General features: G+C 45.5%; 23 protein-coding genes, 1 pseudogene and 1 riboswitch. Of the genes and pseudogenes, 1 reads left to right on the top strand and 23 read right to left on the bottom strand.

All coding sequences use genetic code 11. The features are described 5' to 3' along the window. Positions 1–5 precede the first annotated feature (5 nt). From urtB to AC1DM9_RS30855, 21 genes and pseudogenes are all read right to left on the bottom strand, one after another. Complete coding sequence (gene urtB, locus AC1DM9_RS30755; RefSeq protein WP_339205875.1) at positions 6–911, bottom strand: urea ABC transporter permease subunit UrtB; 906 nt, start codon at positions 909–911, stop codon at positions 6–8. A 129-nt stretch (positions 912–1,040) separates the two neighbouring features. Then, the gene (urtA, locus tag AC1DM9_RS30760) at positions 1,041–2,315 is read right to left on the bottom strand and encodes an urea ABC transporter substrate-binding protein (protein WP_076271283.1); all 1,275 of its coding nucleotides are present in this window, start codon (positions 2,313–2,315) and stop codon (positions 1,041–1,043) included. Positions 2,316–2,641: 326 nt separating this feature from the next. Then, positions 2,642–3,100, bottom strand: a pseudogene (locus AC1DM9_RS30765) (TroA family protein); the annotation flags it as partial. A gap of 116 nt (positions 3,101–3,216) precedes the next feature. Beyond that, positions 3,217–4,272 (bottom strand): peptidylprolyl isomerase, encoded by a 1,056-nt coding sequence (locus AC1DM9_RS30770; RefSeq protein WP_477511753.1) that lies wholly within the window; start codon positions 4,270–4,272, stop codon positions 3,217–3,219. A 71-nt stretch (positions 4,273–4,343) separates the two neighbouring features. Then, positions 4,344–7,871, bottom strand: a complete 3,528-nt coding sequence (gene mfd / locus AC1DM9_RS30775; RefSeq protein ID WP_477583884.1) for a transcription-repair coupling factor — start codon at positions 7,869–7,871, stop codon at positions 4,344–4,346. Positions 7,872–7,980: 109 nt separating this feature from the next. Then, complete coding sequence (locus AC1DM9_RS30780; protein ID WP_339205871.1) at positions 7,981–8,211, bottom strand: anti-sigma-F factor Fin family protein; 231 nt, start codon at positions 8,209–8,211, stop codon at positions 7,981–7,983. Positions 8,212–8,274: 63 nt separating this feature from the next. Beyond that, positions 8,275–8,835 carry an aminoacyl-tRNA hydrolase gene (pth, locus tag AC1DM9_RS30785; RefSeq protein ID WP_076271325.1) on the bottom strand — a complete coding sequence of 187 codons (561 nt, stop codon included), beginning with the start codon at positions 8,833–8,835 and terminating at the stop codon, positions 8,275–8,277. A 184-nt stretch (positions 8,836–9,019) separates the two neighbouring features. After that, a complete protein-coding gene (locus AC1DM9_RS30790) occupies positions 9,020–9,670 on the bottom strand; it encodes a 50S ribosomal protein L25/general stress protein Ctc (RefSeq protein ID WP_477583886.1) in 651 nt (216 codons plus the stop codon). Between the two features lie 216 nt (positions 9,671–9,886). Beyond that, complete coding sequence (gene glmU / locus AC1DM9_RS30795) at positions 9,887–11,284, bottom strand: bifunctional UDP-N-acetylglucosamine diphosphorylase/glucosamine-1-phosphate N-acetyltransferase GlmU (protein ID WP_477583888.1); 1,398 nt, start codon at positions 11,282–11,284, stop codon at positions 9,887–9,889. Between the two features lie 319 nt (positions 11,285–11,603). Continuing rightward, positions 11,604–11,885: a septation regulator SpoVG gene (gene spoVG, locus AC1DM9_RS30800; RefSeq protein WP_028609566.1), complete on the bottom strand. Its 282-nt coding sequence runs from the start codon at positions 11,883–11,885 to the stop codon at positions 11,604–11,606. Positions 11,886–12,015: 130 nt separating this feature from the next. Beyond that, on the bottom strand, positions 12,016–12,414 hold the full coding sequence (locus AC1DM9_RS30805) for a RidA family protein (RefSeq protein ID WP_305953918.1): 399 nt from the start codon (positions 12,412–12,414) through the stop codon (positions 12,016–12,018). Positions 12,415–12,465: 51 nt separating this feature from the next. Beyond that, a complete protein-coding gene (gene purR, locus AC1DM9_RS30810) occupies positions 12,466–13,293 on the bottom strand; it encodes a pur operon repressor (protein WP_076271323.1) in 828 nt (275 codons plus the stop codon). 83 nt (positions 13,294–13,376) lie between these two features. Next, positions 13,377–14,231: a 4-(cytidine 5'-diphospho)-2-C-methyl-D-erythritol kinase gene (gene ispE, locus AC1DM9_RS30815; RefSeq protein ID WP_339205863.1), complete on the bottom strand. Its 855-nt coding sequence runs from the start codon at positions 14,229–14,231 to the stop codon at positions 13,377–13,379. A 137-nt stretch (positions 14,232–14,368) separates the two neighbouring features. Beyond that, entirely contained in the window at positions 14,369–14,554 is a 186-nt protein-coding gene (locus AC1DM9_RS30820; protein WP_054025797.1) for a small, acid-soluble spore protein, alpha/beta type, read from the bottom strand. A 203-nt stretch (positions 14,555–14,757) separates the two neighbouring features. After that, positions 14,758–15,033, bottom strand: a complete 276-nt coding sequence (veg, locus tag AC1DM9_RS30825) for a biofilm formation stimulator Veg (RefSeq protein WP_053373389.1) — start codon at positions 15,031–15,033, stop codon at positions 14,758–14,760. 282 nt (positions 15,034–15,315) lie between these two features. Further along, complete coding sequence (gene yabG, locus AC1DM9_RS30830; RefSeq protein ID WP_477583890.1) at positions 15,316–16,200, bottom strand: sporulation peptidase YabG; 885 nt, start codon at positions 16,198–16,200, stop codon at positions 15,316–15,318. 76 nt (positions 16,201–16,276) lie between these two features. After that, complete coding sequence (rsmA, locus tag AC1DM9_RS30835; protein WP_477511751.1) at positions 16,277–17,194, bottom strand: 16S rRNA (adenine(1518)-N(6)/adenine(1519)-N(6))-dimethyltransferase RsmA; 918 nt, start codon at positions 17,192–17,194, stop codon at positions 16,277–16,279. Positions 17,195–17,198: 4 nt separating this feature from the next. Further along, positions 17,199–17,747: a ribonuclease M5 gene (rnmV, locus tag AC1DM9_RS30840; RefSeq protein ID WP_076271272.1), complete on the bottom strand. Its 549-nt coding sequence runs from the start codon at positions 17,745–17,747 to the stop codon at positions 17,199–17,201. Between the two features lie 124 nt (positions 17,748–17,871). After that, positions 17,872–19,020 (bottom strand): ubiquitin-like domain-containing protein, encoded by a 1,149-nt coding sequence (locus AC1DM9_RS30845; RefSeq protein ID WP_477551983.1) that lies wholly within the window; start codon positions 19,018–19,020, stop codon positions 17,872–17,874. 248 nt (positions 19,021–19,268) lie between these two features. Continuing rightward, positions 19,269–19,449, bottom strand: a riboswitch (cyclic di-AMP (ydaO/yuaA leader). 184 nt (positions 19,450–19,633) lie between these two features. Next, positions 19,634–20,407, bottom strand: a complete 774-nt coding sequence (locus tag AC1DM9_RS30850; protein ID WP_076271270.1) for a TatD family hydrolase — start codon at positions 20,405–20,407, stop codon at positions 19,634–19,636. A gap of 17 nt (positions 20,408–20,424) precedes the next feature. Further along, positions 20,425–21,723, bottom strand: a complete 1,299-nt coding sequence (locus tag AC1DM9_RS30855; RefSeq protein WP_477551982.1) for an HD domain-containing protein — start codon at positions 21,721–21,723, stop codon at positions 20,425–20,427. Positions 21,724–21,993: 270 nt separating this feature from the next. Here AC1DM9_RS30855 and AC1DM9_RS30860 point away from each other — a divergent pair, with 270 nt between their 5' ends. Continuing rightward, on the top strand, positions 21,994–22,248 hold the full coding sequence (locus AC1DM9_RS30860; protein WP_054025791.1) for an AbrB/MazE/SpoVT family DNA-binding domain-containing protein: 255 nt from the start codon (positions 21,994–21,996) through the stop codon (positions 22,246–22,248). A 132-nt stretch (positions 22,249–22,380) separates the two neighbouring features. On the opposite strand, the gene rsmI is transcribed toward AC1DM9_RS30860, so the two are convergent. After that, positions 22,381–23,262 carry a 16S rRNA (cytidine(1402)-2'-O)-methyltransferase gene (rsmI, locus tag AC1DM9_RS30865; protein WP_477511748.1) on the bottom strand — a complete coding sequence of 294 codons (882 nt, stop codon included), beginning with the start codon at positions 23,260–23,262 and terminating at the stop codon, positions 22,381–22,383. Next, the gene (locus AC1DM9_RS30870; RefSeq protein WP_076271322.1) at positions 23,259–23,927 is read right to left on the bottom strand and encodes a tRNA1(Val) (adenine(37)-N6)-methyltransferase; all 669 of its coding nucleotides are present in this window, start codon (positions 23,925–23,927) and stop codon (positions 23,259–23,261) included. The genes rsmI and AC1DM9_RS30870 overlap by 4 nt, the downstream gene beginning before the upstream one ends. Positions 23,928–24,054 lie beyond the last annotated feature (127 nt).

Genomic DNA, 24,054 nt, shown 5'->3' on the forward strand with positions numbered 1-24,054 from the left:
TTTCCCTAGTCAAGCGACCGCGAACGCATGGCAACGAGTCCCATAGGCTTCCATTGGAGGAAAGCAACTATACAGACAAACACTAGCACCTTGCCAAGCGAAGCATTCGTCCAATACTCAAACAACGTATTAAACATTCCAATCCCTGTTGCCCCGAGCACCGTCCCAACCAGCTTGCCGACTCCGCCAAGCACGACGACCATAAAGGCATCAACGATATAATAAGTGCCAAGGGACGGACCGATAGGACCAAGCAGCGTTAACGCACAGCCGGCAATGCCGGCAATACCCGAGCCGATAGCGAAGGTCATCGCATCCACTCGTCTTGTCGAAACGCCAAGGCATGCAGCCATATCGCGATTTTGCATCACTGCCCGCATCCTTCTGCCTTCATGGCTGCGGTAAATATAAAAATACATAGCAACTAAACAAGCGATGACGAGTCCGATGATGAATAACCTTTTGTAAGGAAGCAATGTTCCATCCATAATCTTCAAGCCGCCATTTAGCCATGCCGGGCTTGTGACTGCAACGTTTGGCGCCCCAAAAATAGATCTTGCTAGCTGCTGCAGCACGAGACCCACACCCCAAGTGGCGAGCAAGCTATCAAGCGGCCGTCCATATAGAAAGCGAATCAGCGACATCTCGAGAATGAGACCAATGATAAATGCAACGATAAAGCTGACCGGAATAGCCAATACAAAATACCAATCAAACATCGATTTCGGCAAATAATCATGAAACACATTTTGCGTCAAATACGTGGAGTACGCACCGATCATAATTAACTCACCATGCGCCATATTGATGACCTTCATCAAGCCAAACGTAATCGCAAGCCCCAAAGCAACCAGCAATAAAATGGAGCTGATGCTTAAACCATTAAATAGCTGCAGCAGAAACACTTCCATATGACCGCTCCTCTCTAGCGTAAACGGCTGTCGCCTTCCTCTGTCACAAAAAAAGCAGAAGGGAGCATTCGAAGCGATCGAATACTCCCCCATTAATTGCTGTGTATTAGACCATTGTTTGCTTATGGATTATTGCGTTGGTTGAATGCTAGCTGCCCAGTCGTAGCCTTTGAGATACGGATCCGGCTTAACCGCTTCACCTGAGTTCCACAGCTCCTTGAATTGGCCGTCCGCTTGCACTTCGCCAATACGAACCGTTTTATAAATATGCTGAGTAGCGCCGTCGATTTTCACTTTTCCTTCTGGAGCATCCCACTCCAGCTCTTTGGCTGCTTCCTTTACTTTGTCTACGTCCGTGGAGCCTGCTTTCTCGACCGCCTTTGCCCACAAGTAGACCGCTGTATAGCCGGCTTCGATAGGGTCCGCCGTTACACGCTCATCACCGTATTTCTTTTTGTAGTTTTCGACGAACGTTTTGTTAGCTGGCGTATCCGTTGTTTGATAATAGTTCCACGCCGCCAAATGGCCTTCCAGCACATCGACGCCAATACCGCGGATCTCTTCTTCTGCAACCGATACTGACAAAGTAGTCAAATCTTTAGCTGTAATGCCTGCATCCTTCAATTGCTTGAAGAACGCAACGTTGCTGTCGCCGTTAAGCGTGTTGTATACGACATCTGGTTTAGCTTCTTTGATCTTGCTGATTAGCGTGCTGTAATCTGTATGGCCTAGCGGCGTGTATTCTTCTCCAACCAGTTCGCCGCCTTCAGCCTTCAACTGTTCTTTTATTACGAGGTTTGCGGTACGAGGGAATACATAGTCCGATCCGAGTAAGTAAAATTTCTTGCCGCGGTTTTCAAGCAGCCACGAAACAGATGGAACGATTTGTTGGTTTGTCGTAGCGCCTGTATAAAAAATATTCGGAGAAGATTCAAGACCTTCATATTGCACCGGATACCACAGCAGGCCATTTAACTCTTCGAATACCGGCTTCATTGCTTTCCGGCTTGCGGAAGTCCATCCACCAAATACGGTAGCCACTTTATCTTCAGAAATAAGCTTGCGCGCCTTCTCAGCGAAGGTCGGCCAATCGGAAGCGCCGTCTTCAAGTACAGGTACAATCTTTTTACCTAAAACACCGCCTGCAGCATTAATTTCATCGATAGCCATCATTTCAGCATCGATAACCGATACCTCGCTAATTGCCATGGTGCCGCTCTGTGAGTGCAATATTCCCACTTTTATTTCCCCGTCTGCTCCCGATCCGGCATTGGCAGCATTCGTAGGTTTATCTGTTTCCCCATTCGTAGATGCTGGTTTGTTGTTGTTTGCGCCACAACCTGTCAATACGATCGTTAAAGCTACAAACATAAGGCCAAATGAATAAAACATTCTCTTTTTCATCTTCCCACTCCCCATCGCTTCATATTTGTCTCTATATTTCCGAACATTTACATGGATTTAACTTCCATTGTTCGTGCTTTTATTATAGATTGGGAATTAAGTTAATGTCAATATAGTTAACACTAATTTTTTCAAGGGATACATTCATACTTAAAAATGGTCAATTAGGGGCAATTTATTCGCATTTATGTTAGGTATAATGACACTTGTTTGTCGATTTACTTTTTTTATGTGCGAAAGGTTGATTGTATGACATTTTTATTCACATAAAAAACCCAACCTAAGGCAAATGCCTCAAGTTGGGTTAACTTGTTTAAATTCATATATTATTTTTTATTTTCTTCTGCTCTTGCAATAAGCATGTCTACAATAAGATCGACTTGTCCGCTTATAGCAATGGGATCATAACGATAGAATGTATTAAAATCATTTTCAAAATATTGATTGTTTTTCACGGCGTCTAAGCTTTTCCAAACCGCTAAGTCTGTCAGCTGCTTAATCGCCTCACCCTTCTTCTCCGGGTCATAGACGGTCATAAACATATAATCTGCCGAATACTCAGGAAGTGCTTCTTTAGACAGCTGGAAAAAGCCGTCGTTGGCATCCACTTGCTTTTTAATCGATTCAGGAATTTTTAGACCCAGTGCATTATATACCGCTTGACCCGATCTGCCCGAATTTTCGCCAAACATCCATATTTCGCCTTTATCTGTAAGCTCAAAAATGCCGACTGTCGTATTTTCATCGACAACACCTTTCAGCTTCTCGCGGCCCGCTTTTGGCTTCACGCAGCAAATATTGATTTGTGTTCAGCATACAATCCATCCTTACTCAGCATAGTTTCAGAAAAAGACCCCTTAACCGGTGAATGGTTAAAGGGTCTGACATGTTTGTTTTGCACTTATTTCGTTGCAGGTGCTTCTGTAGCTGGAGCATCCGTAGCCGGCGTTTCTTCACCAGCAGGAGCATCGCTAGCAGGAGTATCACTTGCTTTTGGAAGCTTAATGACGATTTCTTGCTTAGGAAGCTCGTCTGTCATATATTTGTTCATTTTCTCAGAAGCAACTGTACCTTTTACTGATTCTTTATCTGCATCAGTTAATTTATCAAATGCTGGCGTATCACGTTTCTCAACAAGGATAACATGGTAGCCAAAATCTGTTTTCACAGGCTCGCCAATAACGCCAATCTCTTGTTTATAAGCAGCTTGTTTAAATTCTTCTACCCATTGACCATTCTTCTTGTCCGCATATAGACCGCCTGCGTCCTTCGAGCCTGGATCGTCGGAGTATTGTTTGGCAAGAGCAGCCCAGTCTCCGCCTGCTGCTAGCTTGTCTTTCACTTCTTTAGCACGAGCCAATGCTTCTGCATCCGTGCGAATCTCTTTTTCTTCTTGTGTAGTTGGATCCGTTGTTTTGGTTGATACCAAGATGTGGCGAACAGAAACGGTTGCATAGTTAATACCGTTCTTTTCATATTCTGCTTTCATTTCTTCCTCAGTTACTTGAGCGTTCATATGAGCTACAAGCTTGGAAGTCATAAGCAAATAGTTTTCCATATCTTTGTCTTTCAATTTCTTAGCATCTACAGCAGCTTTCAATTCGGCATCTTGGGAAAGCGCCGTTTTATACTGCTTCATTTGTTCTTTTACTTCTGTTTCAGCCTTTTTAACGTCTTCCTTAGAAGCCTGGCCGCTTAAAATTTTGTAGGAAATATACTGCTGGAGCAGCTGCTCCTTAAATTGCGGAATTTCAATAACTTGCGCATACGCTGGCTGCATAACCGTAAATACATCCAAATACTTGTTGAATTCCTTGTCTGTCACATTGCCGCCTTTATAGGTTGCAACTTCTGTTTCCTTCGCGCCGCCGCATGCCGCCATCGTCAAGACCAGCACGACTGCCACGATAAGCAGCGCGCCTTTGCGCCATGCCGATTTGCGTGAACTGTGTAACATGTTGAATCCCCTTTCATATTGAGAACTTGATAGTATTGTATCAGAAAAGGGGCGTATAAAGCGAATCTTGTCTATGTTGTCGCATCTTGCAATTCGTCTTTATAAAGGAGAACATCCTTGTACGCTTGCAAAAATTGTTCAATCATATGAATTTTCTGCTCCATATTCAATCCCTTGCCGCGCAGCAAAATACTTGGGTTTGGCTCCTGCTCGCTGCCCTGCTTAAAGCGGTTCTCATGCTTCAGACAAAGCTGATCCACCTTCTTACGGTCAATCCTCAGCTTCTCGCTAGCTGCGTAACGAAGCAGCAGATCATCACCTTTGCCGCTGAGCTGTTCAATGCCATACATCGTGCCATATACTTTTAATCTAGCCACTGCGAGCAAATTGCTTACCGCTTGCGGTAAATCGCCAAAACGATCCACAAGCTCATCAATCACATCATCTGCCTCTTCGAACGTTCGGATAGCAGCTACTTTTTTATAGATCTCAATTTTTTGGATGCTGTCATAAATGTAATCCGAAGGCAAATAAGCATCTACGCTAATATCAATAAGCATGCTAACTGGCTTCTCTTCTTTGATTTCTTCGCCGCTCATCTCCGCTTTGCGCTTCGCGATCTCATCAGCCAGCATCTGCGAATACATGTCGAAGCCTACCGAGGCAATAAAGCCATGCTGCTCCGCCCCAAGCAGGTTGCCCGCTCCACGAATCGATAGATCGCGCATTGCGATTTTGAAGCCTGATCCGAGCTCAGTAAATTCTTTGATGGATTGCAGACGCTTCTCCGCAACCTCCGTAAGCACCTTATCCCGTTGATACGTGAAATACGCGTATGCAATACGATTCGAACGACCAACGCGTCCGCGCAGCTGATACAGCTGAGAGAGTCCCATTTTGTCAGCATCATGCACAATAAGCGTATTCACGTTCGGAATATCGACGCCTGTCTCAATAATGCTGGTGCTTACCAGAACATCGGATTCGCCATCGAGGAAATCAAGGATGGTCTTCTCCAGCTCCTGCTCTGACATTTGCCCATGGCCGACCGCAACTCTAGCACCTGGTACAAGCGCATTGATTTGCTCCGCCATTTGGTAGATGCCTTGTACACGGTTATACAAGTAATAGACTTGGCCTCCACGTGCCAGCTCGCGCTCTATCGACTCCCGTACGAGGGACGGGCTGTATTCCACCACATAGGTTTGCACAGGGAAACGATTTTCCGGCGGCGTTTCAATAACAGACAAGTCCCGCACGCCAAGCATCGACATATGAAGCGTTCTTGGAATCGGTGTCGCAGTCAGCGTAAGCACGTCGACATTAGTTTTAAGCTTCTTCAGCTTTTCCTTATGCGATACGCCAAAACGTTGTTCCTCATCCACGATCAGAAGGCCGAGCGATTTGAAAATAATATCCTGCGACAGCAGGCGATGCGTCCCAATAACGACATCTACCGTTCCCGCCTTCAGGCCCTTCATCGTTTCATTCTGTTCCTTGCGTGAACGGAAACGGCTGAGCACCTGAACGTTAATCGGATAACCCGCAAAACGCTCGCGGAATGTCTCATAATGCTGCTGCGCCAAAATAGTCGTCGGAACTAGCACCGCTACCTGTTTGCTGTCCATTGCTGATTTGAAGGCAGCACGAATGGCGACCTCTGTTTTTCCGTAACCGACGTCTCCGCATAACAGCCTATCCATCGGCTGGGTTTTCTCCATATCCTTCTTAATCTCTTCGATCGCTCTGAGCTGGTCACGCGTCTCGTCATAAGGGAACATCGCTTCGAACTCATTCTGATACGACGTATCTTGTCCAAAAGCGTACCCCGGTGCCGTCTGCCGCTCTGCATACAGCTTGATCAAATCATCAGCAATATCCTGAACGGATGCTTTTACCTTGCTCTTCGCCCGTGTCCATTCACTACCGCCGAGTTTATTGACCTTAGGCTCTTTATCTTCATTGCCGACGTACTTCTGAATCATATCCACTTGCTCGATTGGAACAGACAGCTTATCGCCGCCAGCATAGAGAATATGCAAATAATCTTTATGAATACCTGCTATTTCAAGCGTACCTATACCAACATACTTGCCAATACCATGGTTATGGTGAACCACATAGTCGCCGACCTTAAGCTCTGTATAGCTCTTAATACGCTCGGCATTATCAACTTTTTTATCCATTTTCCGGGCTTTGCGCTGCTTTTGGGAGAACATCTCGCCTTCAGTAATAATGACAAGGTGAGAGGATGGCAGCTCAAAACCGGACTGCAAATTACCTTCTAGCAGAGTAGGCGTCTCAATGCTATAGTCGTCAAGAACTCGGCGCATGCGTTCCATGCGCTCTGCATTGCCGGCAAGCATCATTACTGTGGCACCCGTCTTGCGCCAACGTTCCATTTCTGCCTTCAGCACATTCATTTGTCCATGAAAATTTTGCATCGAGCGGCTTGTCATGTTCAATATATTTTGCGGCTGCGAATGCGGGATTTGCCTTAAGAATAAGGACAAGAACAGCGTTGGAAACGGACGGTGATGCAAAATCTCCTCTGTATCGCGGGCAAGAGCAAGATCCGGAAGCGACTTGCCGTTTTGCAGCAAATGCATGGACCATTCCGCTTCATCCCGCTCCAATTGCTTCGCTGTCTCTATTAAACGCGTTGGCTCGTCTAGTATGAGCAGCGTGTCAGCTGGCATATAGTCAAGAATCGTTTGACGCTCTGGGTATAACAACGAAATATATTTATAAATTTCCGGAAAATAAACATGCTCACGCAGCCTTTCAATCTCTCCGCCCAGCTCCGTGCGAAGTCGATCCTTAGCCGTGCGATCCGTCATCTTATCGAGCTGCTTCTCTAGCAGCCGTTGCGCATGATTAGCCGCAGTCTCCATACGGTATCCGTCTGCGAGCAGCTCTTGGCATGGCGGAACCACATAAGATTCCAAGCGGTCCAAAGAACGTTGATCCGCTGGATCGAAGGTACGTATGGAATCAACGTCATCGCCAAACCACTCGATCCGGTACGCTTGTGAAGCCGTAAGCGGATAGAAGTCAACAATCCCGCCGCGCACGCTCATATCGCCGCGCAATTCTACACGGTCAGCCCGTGTATAGCCAAGAGCGGTCATTTGCCGCAGAAAAGCATCTATCGGCAGTGACTGGCCAACTTGAACCTCAACTTGCGCTTCAGCCATAACACTGCTTATAGGCAAATAGCGCCGAACGCCGGAGAAGGGCACGACAACAATCCCGCGATAGCCTTGGGACAGCTTGATCAGCACATCCATTCGCTGCGCAAGCGTCTCAGGACTCGAGATCGCCGCTTCTGCAGCTACCAGCTCATTTGCGGGATATAATAATACATTTTCTGACGAAAGACATTCCTGCAGGTCCTCCGCAATCTTCTGCGCAGAGAACATGTTATGCGTCACAACAAGCATAGGACGCTCTACATCCTCCCGCAGCGCTGCAATGAGCACTTGTCTGGAAGAGCCTGCGAGGCCAGATATCATCTGCTCACGCATGCCTTTACGAATACCGGATATAACGGACTGAACGTCCGTATCCGCGGCAAAAGCATTAATTAAAGCTTTCAACTTTTGCGACACCCCGTTTCTTTACACAATCGGAGAGTGATACGATCGCTCCCTGTACATTGAAAATAAGCCTCAGCCATCTGCTAAGGCTCATACTATTCACTTTCCGTCATTGAAGAGGACTAGTTACCAAATGAAGCTCTGGGTTCGCATCAATCGCCTCGCGGCAATAATCACAGACCACTTTTACCGTTACATCCCCATTTGGGTCATACGCTATTATATCGCTGCGTTCTTCGGGGGTCAAGAAATGGAAGCCCAGTTGATGCTCCGTTATATTTGACCCGCTAAGCGACCCCATCGATGTTCTGCAGTGCCGACAAATATAGTTTACTGCCATATGTATGCCTCCTGAAGGGTAGTTATATCCTTCAGTATGCCCTCATAATCAATTTCTAACAGATTATCGGTTAAACTTTGCCATTGTCTCCTCGAAAGGCGCCTTCAATCTAAATTCAATAGCATCACATGCGTCAGCAACCATAGCAGACAATTTCTCATGCTCGCTCTTCGGAAAAGTGGAGAGCACATAGTCCGCAATGTTCATGCCTGGCTGAGGGCGCGAAATGCCCATCCGAACGCGGTCAAAAGTTTGCGTGCCCAAATGCTGAATCAATGATTTGATTCCGTTATGCCCGCCCGCACTTCCTTGATAGCGAAGGCGAAGCTTGCCGATCTCCGTATCCAAATCATCATAAACGATTAAGCCATCCTGGACCTCAGCCTTAAAGTAATCTAGAAATGATCTTACTGACTCTCCAGACAAATTCATATATGTCATCGGCTTAATAAGGACAACCTTCGTGCCTTGTACGTTGCCTTCTCCGATTAATGCTTTGCATTTATTTTGCGTTACACTAATGCCCCAGCGCCTTGCAAGCTCATCAATAACCATAAATCCGACATTATGCCGGGTGCCTTGATAAGCAGCACCGGGATTGCCAAGTCCTGCAATCCACCTCATTGCTCACTCCACTCCTTTACGGACAAATGTAACATAATCTATTACAAGCGTAAACATCGGAAGCCGTTCTGCGTCAGAACTTTCATTCTATTTTTCCTAAAAAGCAAACAACGCCGCCCTGATGAAGGACGGCGCCTGAATATGCTCGGTACTGCGTAGTATACGTAATTTTTCAAAAGAGATTCTACAGGCTCTTAACGCCCTCAAGCTTCGCTTCGTTGGAGCGTGACTCTGCTTCTGTAAGCTCCACTGCAGCAGCCTCTGCTTCTTCCTCTGTAAGCTCTTTTTGCGGCGCAAGAATCGTTGCAACTACCTGTTCAGGCTCGGCTAGTAATTCCACGCCGCTCGGCAGCTTCAAATCGCTTACGAGTATGCTTCCGCCAATCTCCAGCGACGATATGTCGACGGAAATAGAATCAGGAATACTGCCCGGCAAGCATTGCACCTCAAGCTCATGCAAAATCAACTGCAAGATACCGCCCTCGCGCACACCTTGAGAATCGCCTTCTGCATGAATACGAACGTTCGCCCGCACATTCTCGTTCATATTAATTTGATGGAAATCAACGTGCAGCACTTGCCTGCTCAAAGAATCACGTTGCACCTCTGCGATCATAACGGAGGTTTTTCCATGGGATGGAATATTAATTTCAAGCACCGCATTCGGCTGAGAACGCAGCAAAGCCTGCAACTCCTTACTATCCACCATGACCTGTGCTGCATCATTCAACTGTTTACCATAAATAACGCCCGGTATTTTCCCTAGGAGCCGCAATTGGCGCAACTCACCTTTCGTCGTGCCAGTTCGTTGATCCGCGTTCATAGCTATCGCCATATTGATTACCTCCCAAAAGTTTTGTGAAGCAAAACTTGCTTCGTAAGCATACGCTTAGTTTTTGTGAAGCAAAAACTCGCTTCTGTTTTGATTTCCCTATAACTTACCCACTACAGCCAAAAATTAAACTTTAAACGACATTTGCATAAAAAAAGATGCAGCAACGAATTCATCCTCTGAATTCGTCACTGCATCCACTATATCAACCATTTGGTATTATGATTGTTTCTTTTCTTTTTTTGCTTTTGCACGTCCACGGATCTTATCCGCATAACCTGATTTATTCACTTGGCGCTCGCGTGCGATCGCAAGATCACCAGCAGGTACATCATGCGTTACTGTAGAGCCGGCAACAACATATGCGCCATCGCCAATTTTCAATGGTGCAATCAAATTGACATTGCTGCCGATGAAGGCATTATCGCCGATTTCCGTTACAAATTTATTGTAACCGTCATAATTGACCGTTATGGCGCCGCAGCCGATATTAACGTCTTTGCCAACCTTAGCGTCACCAACGTAGCTTAGATGCGATACTTTGCTGCCATCATCAAGTGATGCGTTTTTGAGCTCCACAAAGTCACCGACTTTGCAGCCAACGCCAAGCTTCGAGCCTGGACGCAAATTAGCGTATGGCCCCACAGCGCTTGTATCGCCAATTACCGATTCAGAAACAACTGAATATTTAATCGCGACGCCGTTGCCGATCGTACTGTCCGCAATATCAGCTTGAGGACCGAGAACACAATCTTCTCCGATAATTGTTGACCCGCGAAGCACTGTACCTGGATATATGACGGTGTCAGATCCGATCTGAACACCCGCTTCGATATAAGTTGAGGACGCATCAATCAAAGTGACGCCGCCAAGCAGATGATTGCGGTTAATTCGATCGCGCATAAAACGCTCTGCCTCAGCAAGCGCCACGCGGTCATTCACGCCTATGGCTTCTGACACATCTGTCGTGCAGTAGCCTTGAACGGATTCGCCCGCTTCACGGAATATTCCGATAACATCCGTCAAATAATACTCGCCTTGTGCGTTATTACTCGTTACCTTAGCAAGCGCAGCGAACAGCTTCTCATTGTCGAAGCAATATGTGCCTGTATTAATTTCTTTAACTGCCGCTTCTTCAGCTGAGCAGTCCTTTTGTTCAACAATCCGCTGTACAGTGCCATCTTCGCCACGAATAACGCGGCCATAGCCTGTAGGATCGTCAAAAGCAGCTGTCAGCACCGTTGCAGCAGCTCCGCTCGAATGATGCAGCTCAAGCATGGCTTCAATTGTCGATGCTTGCACAAGCGGAGTATCGCCGCAAATCACAATCGTCGTACCTTTCTCGCCGCCAAGCAGTGCTTCCGCTTGCAGCACCGCATGACCGGTACCGAGCTGCTGCTCCTGTAAGACGTATTCAGCGCCATCGCCCAAATACGATTTAACCTTTTCAGCTCCGTGGCCTACAATAACGACCGCGCGCTCCGCAGCCGCTTCCTTCACAACATCAAGCACATGGCCTACCATCGGCTTGCCGCACACCGGATGCAGCACCTTATATAACTTCGATTTCATACGCTTACCCTGTCCTGCAGCAAGCACAATCGCCATAACCTTCAAATGAAAGACCCCCTAGACCTGCAATAAATGATTATTTTAGTATAGCTTTATAAGTGTAAAAAAAGTGCTATCTTCATCAGCAAACGCTGAAAGCTGCAATGATTCAAGTCGTACATCCTATTCCATTATACGAATATGTTGCTCGATTTCCAAGTGTATGGAATCGCTGCCTGTCATTCTACACTACAACCTATTCGTTTCATAGTAAAAAGATAAGTCGCACGTAATCACATGCTCAGCAATCACCTCTCGCAAAAAAAAGAGAAGAGAGCCATGGCTCTCTTCTCCAATCAACCCCAAAAACATAAAATGCAGTGCCTTAAGCTCCTTCTTCAATCGCAACTTCTTCTGCTGCGCGCTCGTATTCAGCGAGAACAGCAGCCTGGATTTTCTCCCGGGTGGTTGAAGAGATCGGATGAGCGATATCCCGAAATTCTCCATCCGGAGTACGTTTGCTTGGCATTGCAACGAACATACCATTGTTTCCATCGATGACACGAATATCGTGAACAACGAATTCATTATCAATAGTAATGGATGCGATTGCCTTCATACGCCCTTCGGAATTTACACGGCGGAGTCTGACATCAGTAATTTGCACTTGTGTTCACCACCTTTGTCTATCAGAGACTTGGTGTATACTTCCACGTTTTTGTGCCAATTCCTTCTACATTTTTGGTAAATTCATACTCAATTTAAAATATTTTTTTTATTTTGAATCTTTTTCGTTTTCATTCGACAATTGTCGATGCAATGACCTCTATTTCGACAAGAACATCCTTTGGCAGCCTTGCGACCTCCACGGCCGAACGAGCCGGTTTATGCTCTCCGAAGTAAGAGGAGTAAATGCCATTTACCGTTGCAAATTGATTCATATCTTTCATAAATACGGTCGCTTTTACGACATCCTGAAAACTGGCACCTGCAGCAGCAAGCACGGCCTCCAAATTTCTAAACACCTGATGCGTTTGTTCCTCAATGCCGCCATCAACAAGCTGCCCAGCCGCATCGAGTGGAATTTGTCCTGAAGTGAACAATAATCCTCCGAGCTTAATCGCTTGCGAATAAGGTCCGATCGCTGCAGGAGCTTTGTCCGTTGCAATCACTTGCATTTGTTGCTTTGTTGTCATGATGGTCCCAGCCTTCCTAACAAGATGTAATAAGCTCTCATTTACACGTATCTATTCTTTAAAATAGTTGCCTGGAATTACCGTCGTTTGTTTTGTCTTCATATCAACAGCCGTCAGTTTAGCTAGTGAAACATAGTCCTCAAGAAGCCGTTCCTCGAGTTCTACCTCGCCTGACTCAACAAATACGCCAACGCCTGCGACGATAGCTTTAAATTCAAACAGCAAATCCATCATGCCTTGGATCGTTCCGCCTGCCTTCATAAAGTCATCAATAATAAGAACGCGGGATTGCTCCTTAAGCGCTCTGCGTGCGAGTGACATCGTCTGAATCCGCTTGGTTGATCCTGATACATAGTTGATACTCACTGCAGAGCCTTCCGTTACCTTATTGTCACGCCGTACAATAACAACCGGAATATTCAAGCACGCAGCTGTTGCGTAAGCTAGAGGTATTCCTTTTGTCTCAACGGTCATAATGACGTCAATCTTCCGGTCTGCGAACGCAGTTGCAAACATCCTGCCGACATCCGCGAGAAGCTCTGGTTGGCCTAACATATCCGTTATATACAAATAACCGCCGGGAAGGACCCTTTCAGGCTGCTCTAACTGGCGGCATATGCTTGTCATAATGGTAAGAGCCGTCGTTTCTTGCATCTTAGGCGTATATCTTACTCCGCCTGCTGCTCCTGCAAGTGTATGAAGCTCGCCGATACCTTCTTCCTCAAACACTTCTTTTATGATCGCCAGGTCCTCACTAATTGAAGACTTTGCCGATTGATATCGATCAGCAAATGCTGTCAGTGAAATTAACGTGTGGGGTCGACTTAACAGGTATTGGGTCATCTCTACCAACCGCGAGCTCCGTTTCAACTTTTTCAAACACATCTCCCCCCACCTAAATCCGAATATTATAATGTAAATATAACATTTTTATACGGATTTAATCAAGGAGAACGTCAGCCTTATGTGAGCATTCTTACCACATATACTTCTTTGCAGAAACCGCGGAGCCCATTATAAATACGAGGAAGCTTGGCTTCCTTCGACACAAGGCCGAATACAGTAGGTCCACTGCCAGACATAAGCACACCGTCGGCACCAAGCCGAATCATACTTTCCTTCAGCTGCATAACCTCAGGATGCACATCCAGCGTAACTTTTTCGAGTACGTTGCCAAGACCTTCACATATATCGGCAAAAGAGCCGCGCTCAAGTGCACCAACCATATTTGAAATGGAGGGATGCTCTTTAAGCTCATTTGCGCGGAATCTGCCATATACGTCAGCCGTCGATACATTGATTGGCGGCTTGGCAAGTACAACCCAGCATTGCGGAGGATTGGCGATATGCTCAAGCTTCTCACCACGTCCCCTTGCGATTGCAGTGCCGCCTGTTACACAGAACGGAACGTCAGAGCCGAGCTCTGCGCCTAGCTTGCACAGCTCGTCCTCAGGGATCTGCAGCTTCCACAAACGGTTTAGCCCTCGCAAAGCAGCAGCAGCATCACTGCTACCGCCAGCGAGTCCCGCAGCGACTGGTATCTTTTTGTCTAAATGAATATATACGCCTTGCTTAACATCATAACGGTCTTTAATAAGCCTAGCTGCCTGAAACGCTAAGTTCTTCTCATCTAACGGTATGTATCCAACTTGGCTTGAAATAATGATCGTATCTCTAGGTAGCTCTTCCATTTCAAGTCGGTCTGCAAGGTCAACCATGGTCATAATCATTTCGACTTCATGGTAGCCGTCATCACGCTTGCGGAGTACATCGAGCAATAAATTAATTTTGGCAGGAGCTTTTTCATAAATTTTCATCTGATAAGTTCACCCGTTCGTTCGTAAGCTTAAGCATCATTATATCAAACCAACGCAATAAAAGCTAAGAGATGACAATCGAATGTTTTTCGACAGTCATCCGCTTAGCTTTTTCACGTATAAATAGGAGCCATCACTTAGGGTTGATTTGTTTTGGCAGCAGCCTGTTCAGCGATTTGTATTGCGCGTTTCACCATATTTCCGGCGTCCTTCGCGCGTATGCTTCCCCAGCCCTCTTGCTGCACCGTATCATAAAAACCAAGATCTTTAGCAAGCTCATATTTCAATTCCTCAGACATTACTCCGCGTCTTCTGCGACCCATATCATTACCTCCATATTCGAATTTACGTCATTCTAATCAAAATATACGGCTGTCACTATTGCACAGGTAGTATGCTTCAAATGACAAGCGACCATACGGAGATGGAAATGGCCGCCTTCTTTTCGCAAAGGTAAATGAATGAACGCAAAAAAAAAAGCGCAGATGCGATCTGCGCTAACATGCCTCACTAGGCGATATATATTCTATTGTTGCAAATGGGCGATACGGACTTGACCTTCATCATTGCATACGGTCACTTCCACCGACTCAGTCAGTATGTCCGCATAGCTGTAAGAGACACGCTTAAAGGCATGCTGCTCTTCATCCAGCTTTACAATGAAAACAGAAGGGTAGGTTTCTTCCAACGTACCGGTTCGTTCGATGGTCTTTCGTCGTCCACCGTTCGCTCGAAGACGGATTTTGGAGCCAACATGAGCTTCCAAGCTGCGTTTAATATCCAATAGCGCATTTTTTGCCATTGTCCACTACCACCTCTTTCCTTGTCCATTATAACCAAAAGGAGGAGGGTTGTCAAACAAAGCAAAATATTATATCAGTCGGTATATTTACTTGTCAACGGTGATTTCACCCATTTTTTAAAAAACCATACATAACGAAGCAAAAAATATACATATTAAGAAGTTGATTCAATTTAAACGTAACATTTGATACAAAATTGTGGCGAAAAGGACATGTTTGATTAGACTATTTTCAGCCTGAAAATAGTCTCTATTCATCCCTTCAGAACATATCGCTATCTGTTACTGCTTTAATACAGAGTTCGGTGACGTAATTTTTGGCTTTGGCAGACCTACACGGAAGCTGCCCATTGTCTCAATACCGCCCACGCCGTCAATTCCGCTTATCGTACCATGAATGACATCTGCTAAGTTAATCGTGTCTTTTATGGATGTATAGCTTGCTTTAATCGCTATATAAACAGGATCGAGCGCATGAATCAATATTCGTCCTGGCGAGCTTGCAAAGTTCGAGCCCACTTGCAGCAACGCTTCAAAATGGGATTGGYAAGCACCTGCAATAACGATCAACCCGTCACGGCTTCTCTCATATTCTCTAGCGACGCGTACGGCATTAACGAAATGTTGTGAGTTTTTATAGCTGCTTAAACTGTACAGATCCATGGGCAAACGGCTTTTCAGTACGCCATCATGACCTGTTATTACGACAATATCCGGTTGAATTTGGGGCAGCAGACGGTAAAGCACATCAGCCATCTGAGACTCATGCACATGGAGACCGTGGGAAGGAACTTGCATCGTATTGTACAGCTGCATGCTCTTCTTCAAATAATTACTATCACCATCAAGGTGAAGTACTTTTCCTGGCACTTCAAAGAATGGTTGAGTCTGCTGCAGCGCATGCCGAATATGCTCCTCATTCTCAACCGCTTGACGTTCCCGTTCAGAATGCATGCGTCTTAATGAATCATTCACTTTAATTCGAACTTCTTGCACCGCACTTGTCGTTTCTGGATCGCGTATGACCGACAAATCAGGAATCGGAGCATCCGCAAGCAATCGGTAATCCGTGCCTTTCAGAACGGCAGTATGTGTACGAATAGCCTCAACCTTGAACAGCACGTCACCGCCATACGATTTGCGGACGACCAGGTCCCCTTGCTTCATGGGTAAATCACCTCTTCGTCTATCCTATGGGCAGAACGTGCGAATGGTGAGTATTTTATGATGAAACGGCCTAGCTCTACCAGCCGGCCTCCAGCATGCTGCGGCTAATCCGCGCAAATTCCTCGAGCGACAACGTCTCACCGCGTCTTATAGGGTCAATATCGTTGCTTAAAAGCATTTCCGTTAATGCTTCGCGGCGCTCCTTGCCCACGAATGCAGTTAGATTATTCGCCAGTGTCTTCCGTCGCTGTGCAAAGCTGGCTTGCACCACTTTAAAGAAATGATCCTCATCGGGTACATCAACAGCTGGCTTGTCACGCAATGACAGCTTAATAACGGCTGAATCTACATTTGGCTGCGGTATAAACACCGTATGAGGCACCATGCAGACAACCTTAGGCACGCAGTAATATTGAACGGCTACACTGAGGCTGCCATATTCCTTGCCGCCTGGCTTCGCTGCCATCCGCTCCGCGACTTCCTTCTGAATCATGACGACGATATGCTCAAGCGGCAGCTTCTCTTCAAGCAGCTTCATAAGAATTGGCGTTGTCACATAATAAGGCAAGTTGGCAACAACACTTACACCTGTTACGTCCGCAAACTGCTCTTCGAACAGCTTCTTCAAATCAAGCTTAAGCACATCGCCATGAATGACGGTTGTATGCTCCTCGCCCTCCAGCACATCCTTCAAAATCGGAATGAGCCTATTGTCGATTTCGACAGCCGTCACCTTACCAGCCGCTTTGGCAAGCCGCTGTGTGAGCGCGCCAATACCAGGGCCGATTTCAAGCGCGCCCTTCGTTTCATCAAGCTCAGCTGCCGCTACGATGTTATTTAATATATTTTGATCGATCAGAAAGTTTTGTCCCAAACTCTTTTTGAAGGAAAAACCGTATTTCGCAATGATTTCTTTGGTGCGTTTGGGCGTAGCCACCTCTATCGCGGATGGCTTTACTGCTTCCTTGCTAAGCTCACTATGCTCTTGACTCATTCAGCTATCCCTCCAGTTCCTTTTCCATTTGACGGAAAGCTTCCGTAAACTCTGCTTTGGAAATCCGAAAGCTTGTACAGCGCTTATAGAACTGCTTGCCATTCGCATAACCAATTCCGAGCAGCTTGCCTATAACCAAGCGACGATTAGACGCATCAGGATGTACAATCAGACCTGCATCCATTAAGTCTTCCCAGCTAATTTCTCCCGCTTCATCTGCCGATTCTGTTCGGAGCTCAGAGAGCGCCGCACGAATAGCCTCGGGGCTCGCATTTTCGATGCCGATGTCCCCTTTATACAAAGCCTTCTCCTGCGGCAAAAAAGCATGCTTGCATCCTGGCGCATGACGCGCAACAATCTTGCGAATGCGTTCTCCTGCATGATCAGGGTCTGTGAATATAATAACGCCGCGACGCTCATTGGCCAGCGCAATCCTCTTCAATACATCCTCACCGATAGCGGAACCATTCGTCTCTATGGTATCTGCATCTACCGCCCTTTTTATTGCAACGGTATCATCTTTGCCTTCAACGACAATGATCTCTTTGATCACCAAGATCATCCCCTTCTACATAAACTGTATTAGACCCTTAGACATGCAAAAAGAAGAGGCAGTGCCTCTCCTTATGATGGCATATTTAATTGATTATTGCGATAAGATGATGGTAACCGCTCAATTAGCTTGCAGTCGGTTTATTCGGCCCCAGCACATATACGGTGATGCCTTTTTTCCTGCCGAATTTGTTCGCAATCTTTGTACTATCAAAGTATACGTCGATTTTGTTGCCTTTAACCGCACTTCCTTTATCCTCAGCGCGGCGGAAACCGATTCCTTCAATATAAACCCACCAACCGATGGGAATAACCTTCGGATCAACAGCTATCGTCCGACCCTCTTGCACCCGAGTGCCTGATGATGTAATCCCGTATTCCGGATGGCTTTCATCTTTTCCTGTTGAAGAGAGGTCTGCAGAATAAGCAGTCAACGTGACATTTTTAAGTACTTTTCTCGCCTTAAACGTTACACCGCTCTTCGTAAGCGAAGTAAAGCTCGGGCTCTTGTTCGAGAGCACAGATACTTTAGGCTCTTCCTTCTTCGTTCCGATGGCGACAACCTGATTAACCGCAGCGGTTTCAACCACCTTGCTGACCATCTTCTTCGATATAAGGATTCCGTCCTCGTACTGCTTCTCGATACTCTCTACGATCAGACCTTCCTTGCCGGGTTGAACAAGCTTCTGCTTGCCCGCTTCCAGCGTCGGATCGTTCTTCTTCACAATAGAGAATGGCATTGCACGCTCTGTCTCAGCTACCTTCTTATCTACGCGAACGACGGTTACAGTCAATTCGTTGTCCAAAACGGTATGAAGCGGAGGTATTACTTTATCTTGACCACGAACTGGAATATGTAATTCCTCGATCGCTGCCTGCACTGTTCTCTCTGTCGTATATACAGTAGAGGTCTTGCCATCAGCCTTCACAATTACCGGTATCGCATGAGTCACCTCTATACGATCTCCGTCCTTTATTGCCGCATTAAGCGGTATGGACACCTCATCATGTGGTCCAATTGCGATAGCTTGTTCATCCAGTAGGCGTTGCAGGACCCATTGCTTCGTTTCCACAACGGTTTCTTGTCCGTTCACTACTACGGAGACGCTTTTGACAGCCGTTCCGTACAACAACACCAAAAACATGAAAGTCATAGCGATTGAGATAGTAGCACTCAAAAGAATCAAACGCAAGTTTTCACGCTTCCATCGCAATGCGAAAGACATGCTGGATGATCGTTTCCCATGGGTGTCCTTAACCTGGAGTATTCCCACTTCATCGGTCCTCCTTCATAGCCCCGCCGCCAAGTGTTACGCATGATACAACTGACGCGACTATAGTATATTGGCGTGCGAGCACGCAATCCAGTACTGCTATCGATCCTCCCACCCCCATCTTTTATCCCTATGTCGACAAATTCCCGATTATTCGAAAATAAAAAGAAGCCGTCGACAGAGGATCTGTTTCGTGGCTTCCCGGTTAAATGATTCACTGGGATACAGAAAAATGGATGCACGAGGTTGATCACTCTCTATAACGCTTGCGAGGTTAGCTGACGGATTCGGACAAGAGAGTCGCCCTATTCGTTACACAATGCTCATGGCAATGGCTTCGAAATTCACCCCTGAAGAATTCAAAATACGGAATTAAAAACCGTACATGGTTCCCCCGCTCTCCGAATGGAGATTAAGCGTAAACTGGAAATCCAATACAAAATTTTATTGCTCTGAGATGAATCATACCTTCATACGAGGTCAATTGTAAAGATACGATAAAAGACGATTTAAGCGAAAAAGCAGGATAAAGCAGGAAAAAATAAGCGATTATCGCTATAAAAATTAGTTTTTACGCGATAAAGGTCTCTATTTCTCACTATTTCTCTCGTTTTTAGACAATACCAAAACATCTTCGACCGTTTTCAGTCGTAATTACACCTATTTCTTCTACCGTTTTGCCCAATAATTCGGCTGCTGTCTCTGCAACTAAAGAGACGTAAGAGGACTCATTTCGCTTCCCTCTGAACGGGTGTGGAGTTAAATATGGAGCATCGGTTTCAATCAAAATCCGGTCGATTGGAACCTGCTTAAGCACCTCTTTTGGCACCCTTGCATTTTTGAAAGTAACGGGTCCTCCAAATGATATATAGAAGTTCATATCAAGACATTGTTTAGCCGTTTCCCAGCTGCCGGAGAAGCAATGCATGACACCGCCAACCTCTGCTGCATTCTCTTCCTGAAGAATACGAATAATGTCCTCATGAGCATCCCGATTATGAATGACAATTGGCTTGCCCACCTTACGAGCAAGACGAATTTGCTCACGAAAAACCCTTTGTTGTACCTCTTTTGGAGAAGTATCCCAGTGATAATCGAGTCCAATCTCTCCAATGGCGACAACCTTCTCATGCGCGCATAGACGTTCAATCCATTCCAAATCCTCTGGAAGCATATCTATACTGTCAACTGGGTGCCAACCAACTGCTGCGTATATAAAATCATATTTCTCGGCAAGCGCCATGGTTGTAGGGATTGTTTCACGGTTAAAACCAATATTGACAAGCATATGCACGCCTGCATCCTTCGCACGCTGGATGACCTCGTCGCGATCCTCATCAAATTTTTCCGAATCTAAATGGGTATGTGTATCAAAAAGTAATGTCATGTTGATGTTATGCTCCTTCAATCGAGTTTGAAAAGCTTACGAAGTGATTCCGGCAATCGATGAATATTTTTTTTGAGCGGCTCTTCTGGATAATAAAGATGATATTGTCCTTGATGCAGGCCGGTAATAGAACGAACAATGTCGGATTTAGAGGATATTTCGCTTATATCTTCCAAACCATCTAACAACAAAATCGGCGCTTTTTCTTTCTTTTCTCCTTCTTTTTTATCTGGTCGATATACGTCATATGGCAAGTCAAATGGAAAATCAATTTCCATATGATAATCCGGATTCATTCCTATAGAAGAGAAACATTCGCTAATCTCATTTAGCAGCTCTTCATCCGGGTTTTCAAGCGTAATGTACTTATATAAATGCCTGTTCAGAAATCGTTCACATAGATCGTTTAAAATAGAATCATGCTCCTCCGCCCACTCTGCGAAAGCGGTCTGAACGAGCGCTTCATCCAGCTTCAGATAGTCGTGCACCGTCATCGTGTTCTGAAGCAAGCATTTCAGCTGCTTAGGCATCCACTGAAAGGAGTAGCCACCCACGTAAAGCTCCTGTGCTCTACGAAATATTTGACGTAGAATAATTTCCGAGCTTCTGGTCACCGGATGGAAGTAAATTTGCCAATACATTTGATAACGAGACATCAAATAATGCTCGACTGCATGCATACCGCTCTCTTTAACTACAATTTGCCCTTTATAAGGACGCAATACGCGCAAAATGCGTTCTAAATCAAATGTTCCATAGTTTACACCTGTAAAATACGCGTCTCGGAGCAAATAATCCATCCGATCAGCATCCATTTGGCTTGAAATCAAACTAACAACAATCGGCTGTGGATATTTTTTTTGTATGACTGCAGCGACCTGAGCAGGAAACTGCTCCGATACAGCACTTAGCACGCGATTGATTTCTGTATCTCCCAAAATGATGTTACATGTCCACTCTTCGTGATCCGTGTCGAATACTTCTTCCAAGGAGTGCGAGAACGGACCATGACCAACATCATGCAATAAAGCAGCACAAAGCGAGACTAGCTTTTCTTCGACTGGCCAGTCAGGATAGCTGTTTCGTTCAAACTGAGAAATAATTTTTCGAGTAATTTCATATACGCCAAGTGAATGTGAAAACCGGCTGTGCTCTGCTCCATGGAAGGTCAAATAGGAGGTTCCTAGCTGTCGTATCCGGCGCAGTCTTTGAAACTCTTTTGTATTGATCAGATCCCAAATCGTTTGGTCTTGTACATATATATAATGATGAACAGGATCCTTAAAAACTTTCTCTTCGGTCAGCTGTTTTTTCATCGTCTCTCATCTCCTTTGTTCATATTTTCGACACAAAAAATGATTTTCATGTCGAATAGTGTCGGAAATTAGTTTCCAAATTGTCGAAGCTGTTGTATTCTATTACAGAGTAATATGACCGTACTAACTAGTCAAATACTTGTGAATTCAGCTATCCGGGGAATATTCCTGGTTGACTATTATGGTAATCGTTGGTATTATAGTAATCATAAAAGCAAAAACTATGTCGAACGATGACGAAACGTATTTTGAGAGGGGCAATAATAGATTATGATGAAATCTACTGGTATTGTTCGTAAGGTTGATGAGCTAGGACGCGTCGTTATACCGATCGAATTGCGCCGTACACTTGGAATAGGCGAGAAAGATGCACTTGAGATCTACGTAGATGGCGAGCGCATCATGCTTAAGAAATATGAGCCTGCATGTATCTTCTGTGGCAACGCAGAAAACGTATCTTATTTCAAAGGAAAAATTGTTTGTCATGTTTGTTTGTCAGAAATGCCAACACCTGTGACAAAATAAAAAAAATAAGTTATACTGTACTTATTAACTTGTTAATTCTAACCTTTTTTATACTCCTTGATACCTTCCTGCGCTTGAACCCGGCCAGGAAGGTCTTTTTTTTGTCTACTATTTCACATATATGATAATCATCTATCTATTTACTTCATTATATACTTCGCGTTTAGGCAAACCTCGATCGAGCGCAACCTTCTTAATGGCTTCCTTACGATCAAATTGTTCCTCATAATGAGCAACATGGGCAGCAAGATCAAGCTCAGACCACCAAATATCTGCCGCTGGCAGCTCACTTGCCCCCTCACCCTCTGATCCTTCCACCACAACACAAAATTCTCCGAGCGGCGGATGCTCCTCAAACCATGCTATACATTCTGAAATTCGGCCGCGGACCGCTTCTTCATGGCGTTTTGTCAGTTCTCTGATACATGCTATTTGGCGATCGCCGAGACATTCCTGAAGTGCATCAAGTGTTTTGTTTATACGATGGGGTGACTCGTAGAAAAGCAGGGTCCCTTTCTGTGCTTGCATATCGAGCAGCCATTTCATTAATGACTTTCGCTCGCGCGGCGGAAATCCAGCAAACAAAAATCGGTCCGTAGGCAGACCCGATATAATAAGTGCAGACAATGCTGCATTCGCTCCTGGAATAGGAATAACGGAAATACCATTTTCAATAGCGTCCTTCACGAGATCCGCACCTGGATCCGAAATAGCCGGCAGACCCGCATCACTAACTAATGCGATGGATTGCCCATCTAGAAGCAATCTGATCAGCTCAGGGCCGCTGGCTTGTTTATTGTGCTCATGATAGCTGACAATACGAGTTCCAATCTCGAAATGTGTAAGCAGCTTCCGTGTTTGCCTCGTATCTTCAGCAGCGATAAGCTGTACTTCCTTCAATGTACGAATCGCACGGAAAGTCATATCTTCTAAATTTCCAATTGGTGTCGCGACCAAATAAAGGCTTCCAACATTTTCTTTGGAAGCATCGGCAAAGCTTTTTTGTATATTCAAACGATCTGCACCCCATTCTCATATACCATTATTGGTGGAAGAAGCTTGATGTCAGGCTTCCCATCACGCATTGCTTCTATTAATACCATGTTTGCCTCTGCATTTGCATGAGGATGCACAAATTGAATCCGCTTCGGCTCAAGTCTCCATTTGCGCATCGTTTCCACAATATCAAGCAGACGCGAAGGACGATGAACCATCGAGACCTTGCCGCCAGGGCGCACCAGCCTAGAACATGCTTCTGCGACATCATCCAGCGTACAATGAATCTCATGCCTTGCGATCGCATAATGTTCGTTTTCGTTTTGTTCACCTGCTGTTATTGGCATGTAAGGCGGGTTTACCGTTATCGCATCATATACCCCGTTACCCGCAATCTTAGGATATAATTTCAAATCCTGCTCAATAACGTTTATTTGCTCCGTCAGCTTATTCAGCATTACGCTTCTTCTAGCCATATCCGCCAATCTCGGTTGAATCTCAACCGCATCAATTTGCGCATTTGTTCTCGTTGTAAGAAGCATCGGTATAACACCATTGCCCGTACATAAATCAGCAATTCGCCCGTGCTTTGGCACACTTGCAAACCGTGACAATAATACGGCATCAAGTGAAAAGCTGAACACTTCCCGGCTTTGTATAATTTTTAAACCATTTTCTGTCATAAGATCATCGAGACGTTCGTTTTCTGCTAAGGTTATATGTTCCGACACGATTTGGGCCGCTCCTTGATTGTATATTTAATAAAAATACCGCCCCTTGCGGCAAGGGCGGCATGTCGTACGGATTCCA

The sequence above is a fragment of the Paenibacillus sp. 01T431 genome (assembly GCF_056398625.1).